The organism is Endozoicomonas sp. ONNA1, assembly GCF_024606325.1.
GTDB lineage: Bacteria > Pseudomonadota > Gammaproteobacteria > Pseudomonadales > Endozoicomonadaceae > Endozoicomonas_A.
The window spans coordinates 1-3,903 of the sequence record NZ_JAHHPN010000649.1; the positions used below are offsets into that span (position 1 = coordinate 1).

At 44.4% G+C, this 3,903-nt stretch carries 6 protein-coding genes; 2 read left to right on the forward strand and 4 right to left on the reverse strand.

Going from position 1 to position 3,903, the window contains the following annotated elements:
• Positions 1–1,068, reverse strand: a 1,068-nt coding sequence (locus tag KDK19_RS15120) for a hypothetical protein (protein ID WP_257292278.1), incomplete at its 3' end; no start/stop codon positions are given.
• Positions 1,069–1,692: 624 nt separating this feature from the next.
• Here KDK19_RS15120 and KDK19_RS15125 point away from each other — a divergent pair.
• On the forward strand, positions 1,693–2,802 hold the full coding sequence (locus KDK19_RS15125; RefSeq protein WP_257292279.1) for a 2OG-Fe(II) oxygenase: 1,110 nt from the start codon (positions 1,693–1,695) through the stop codon (positions 2,800–2,802).
• A gap of 6 nt (positions 2,803–2,808) precedes the next feature.
• Here the strand turns inward: KDK19_RS15125 and KDK19_RS15130 are convergent, their stop codons facing one another.
• A complete protein-coding gene (locus KDK19_RS15130) occupies positions 2,809–2,931 on the reverse strand; it encodes a hypothetical protein (protein ID WP_257254135.1) in 123 nt (40 codons plus the stop codon).
• Between the two features lie 2 nt (positions 2,932–2,933).
• Positions 2,934–3,221: a helix-turn-helix domain-containing protein gene (locus KDK19_RS15135; protein ID WP_257254136.1), complete on the reverse strand. Its 288-nt coding sequence runs from the start codon at positions 3,219–3,221 to the stop codon at positions 2,934–2,936.
• Between the two features lie 280 nt (positions 3,222–3,501).
• On the opposite strand from KDK19_RS15135, the gene KDK19_RS15140 reads away from it, so the two are divergent.
• Positions 3,502–3,738, forward strand: a complete 237-nt coding sequence (locus tag KDK19_RS15140) for an AbrB/MazE/SpoVT family DNA-binding domain-containing protein (RefSeq protein ID WP_257254137.1) — start codon at positions 3,502–3,504, stop codon at positions 3,736–3,738.
• 27 nt (positions 3,739–3,765) lie between these two features.
• Here the strand turns inward: KDK19_RS15140 and KDK19_RS15145 are convergent, their stop codons facing one another.
• Positions 3,766–3,903 (reverse strand): hypothetical protein, encoded by a 138-nt coding sequence (locus tag KDK19_RS15145; RefSeq protein WP_306801357.1) that lies wholly within the window; start codon positions 3,901–3,903, stop codon positions 3,766–3,768.

Here is a 3,903-nt window from a genome sequence, read left to right on the forward strand (position 1 = left end):
TGAGCTCAATAACCACCTGCAGGGTGGGGACGGTGAAGATACTTTCGTGGGCGGCAGCCAGCTTCCGTCACTCTCTTTCGCCCCACCGGCAACTCCCCAGCCATCCGGGATATTTTCAACATAAATGGCTGCAATATCACTGATGTTTGCATCATTCTGCAGCACCAGATTCTTACTGTTGAATGAGTCACTGAAAAGTAGGGGATCTTCACCGTAAATTTCCAGACCACTGTTGAGATTGAGCTGGACATCAGGGTCTCCGTCAAGGCTGCTACCAAAGCGCTCGACCTCAAGATGCTGCTCAGGATCGCTTTGGGTACTCGAGGAGTTATTGCCGCCTCCACCAATAATGAACTGGCCTGCAGAACTTGAGCCGACATTGGTCACCGAAACCGAGAAGGTAATGTTACTGGTGCCCTCCCCTGTTGAAGTATCTTCTGTTGGAGTAACTTCTTCAATCGGAGGCGAAGAAGACGAGCTGGTGCTGGTTGCCTGTGCTGTGTCGGTAAAGTCATCATCACGGGGTTCTACTTCTTCTACAGGCTTTTTCTTAAACTCCTCATCCTTCTTTTTAATTTCCTTGCTGGCTTTCGATTGATTCTTTGAATCAGCCGCTTCACTGTATGACGGTTCTTCCGTTTCCTTGCCTGATGGTGTTTCTTCCTCTTCAGAATCACTCTCCTGACCCTTTAGAGTAGAAACAGGTACATCTTCCGATTCAACAAAACTGGATTTGGCAATGAATTCATCACCGCTAATCACCGAGCCATCGGCAAATTTGAATTGAAGTGTTTGCTCTGTTGCAGCCATTACCCCTGCAAGTAACAGGGTAATTTCAACACCATCCGGAAAAACAAGAACAAAATCAGGCCCCCTGACTTCCAGTTTTACGTCGTCCGAATTGAAATCCAGAAGGTATTGGGTATCAGCTGAGACTGATTTGACGACTGATTTTGATGGTTTCTCAAACCGAACCTTTTCAAGCTCTTTCGTACCATCTGAATCTACTACTGAGTTACTAGAGGTCTGCGACTGCTGCTCACCACTGGTGCTGCTATCATCAGTCATGATTACATCCCTGCGTAATTATTTTGACAACTAAAAATCTTGATAAATATTTTTCGTCACAAACAAACAAGTGATCTATCTAAAATACAACCCCATTAAGTAGTTATAGATAGTTACCTTCAATTAATTGAAAAAATAAAAGACAGTCTATCTAGGTAATGCTTTGGACAGTTTTTTGACGACTTAACATTGATGCACCAAGGCTTATGTGACAAAAAACCAAAAGAAGTTGCTAAACCCATTGTGCTGCATGGCCTAAAAAAACGACATGTAAGAAGATGCACCATTGTGCATACAATTATCCGATTCTAAGAATCCATTATGATACACTTGTCCCTCTTCTCTAACAGGAGTGACAAAGGGAAGCCTTTAGGAAAACATGACGCCCGGTTCCAATACTGGCTAATTTACTTACTGATATCCGGGGCTTGGGCGACCGGGGCACTTTCAGGCAAATCGGCGGGATATCAGACTTGCAATTAAATCCGAACCCTCGTAGCACAGGCCTCTGTAGATCAATGTTAAGTCCTCAAAAAACTGCCCGAAGTATTGTTTAACAGAACATGGTCGATAGATAAAAAGGTTTTAATTAAAAATTCTCAATGAATTAGAACACCTATATAAATGAACAATAAACCACCCTCATGGGGAGAACCTGCCCCCTGGTTCCACGCTCACACAACCAATAACCCCCAGTTTGCATTCTCCAGTCTCGGCGGGCGTTTTGTTGGACTGGCCTTTCTTGGAGACTGCTCAGCAAAACCTGTTATCAAGTTTCTGAAAGAAGTCAATCAATCAGATTTAATGACTCGTGATGACCAAAACGTCCGTTTCGCAGTCACCTTGAATCAAAGAGACCTGCATAACCCCCAAGCGCTGCAAGCATTTCCAAAGCAGCGTATTTTTTATGATGAAGCAGGCGCAGTTGCCAGACAATACGGTGCCTTGGGCAAACACTCTGAACAGCAAGAACTTTACTATCCCTACTGGTTAATTCTTGACCCAACGCTTCGTGTCTATGCCAAAGGCAACATTGATGAGCCTGATATTTTTATAAAAACCATGCAGAGCCTGCCTGACCCTGCATACCACTCATCTCCAGAGATAGAACCCTGGGCTCCGGTTTTGCTGGTACCCAGGGTGCTGGAAAGCGACTTTTGCGAAACCCTTATTCGTTATTATCACGAAGGACAGCCTGAGCCATCGGGCTTTATGCGAACCATTGGCGGCAAAACACTGGAACTTCAGGATAACCATGTCAAACGTCGAACCGACATCAGTATTGACGATAAAAACTTGCAGGCGGCACTGAAACATCGAATAAGAACTCGCCTGACTCCTGAAATAGCCAAAGCTTTTCAGTTTCAGGCTACACGCATTGAACGCTACATCGTTGCCTGCTACGACAGCAGTGATGCGGGTTTCTTCAAAGAACACCGGGATAACACCACGAAAGGCACCGCACACCGGCGATTCGCTATCAGCATCAACCTGAATAGTGAAGAATACGAGGGAGGTGAATTGTGGTTTCCAGAATACGGCAACCGTCGTTATAAGCCCCCCACGGGTGGTGCTATCGTCTTTTCCTGTTCTCTTATGCATGCGGCAACGCCTGTAACAAGCGGCACTCGCTATGTCACCCTGCCATTTCTTTACGATGATGCGGCAGCCAGAATACGTGAAGAAAACAACCGTTTTCTGGGCGACGGGGTTGAGCCTTATCAGTCCGGCTAATCTCTGCTAGTGGTGGGTCAGAGTGCTTCGGCCTCCGGAATAATGAGTCAGGACACCTATTCGTTGACCATGGAGAACAAGCGAGAAGGCTTCTACAAACTCAGAGCGAGCGTTTTGTGATACAGTCACGATCAGTCCTCCAGATCTTTAAGAAATCCTTGCCAGGCTGATTCTCTATTTTCATCATTGGGTGTAATAGGTTCACCCTCTCCAGATTGATGTTTTGGTATCAGTTGCAGCTCAAGATCCAAACCTTCAAGAATTCGAAATAACGTCGAAACCCGCAGATCACTGCCAGACTCAGCTCGTTGATATTGCTGTTGCGACATGCCGATTCTCATACGCATATCCTTTTGTCCCAGTCCTTTGGCTTTCCGGAAGTCCCGTAAAGCTTTTGCCAGCTCTTCCTGTGTTTTCATCAGAAGCAACCAAAATACAATTTATAAAGTGTAATATAGACAAAATACATTTTAATTAATGTAATTTTTATAAAACTTATATGTTGTAAATAAGCAAAAATACAACTTATAAGTGTTTTATCGAGTGAGCGTAAAACCTCCGTACTTTGAGGACGGGGGATGAGAGCTCGGCCTGCAGACATTTCGCGATAGCCCAACTCTGTAATCAGGCTTTGAAGAAGTGCCACTAGACGTAGAAGTGATCTAATATGTTTTCCTGAATTCTAATAGGTTTAACATTATGAGGATCGTACGAACTAGTCAGCATCAGGTGACCATTCCCGCAGATATTCGAGCCAAGCTGAGTATTAATCAGGAAACTGAAGTAAGCGTTAATCTCAGTGACGATGGAGAAATTTTTCTGATCCCGGCCAGAAGCCAGAAGGTGGATATTCGTAATTTACATAATAAATATTCTATGGATATGAGCGGCGAAGAATTCAATCAACTTATAGGTGATAGCCGCTCGGATACCTGATATATGAATACAAAAAGTTCCACTGATTCAGATCAGCCTCTGGTGAATCTTGCCCCTATCATCAATAAGACTGACGTCTGCCAAAGCTCCATTAATCAAAGTCAGATTAGGTGGCAGATGTCCGATATCAACATCGTAGATAATGGGTATCTCAAGGCCTTTCAG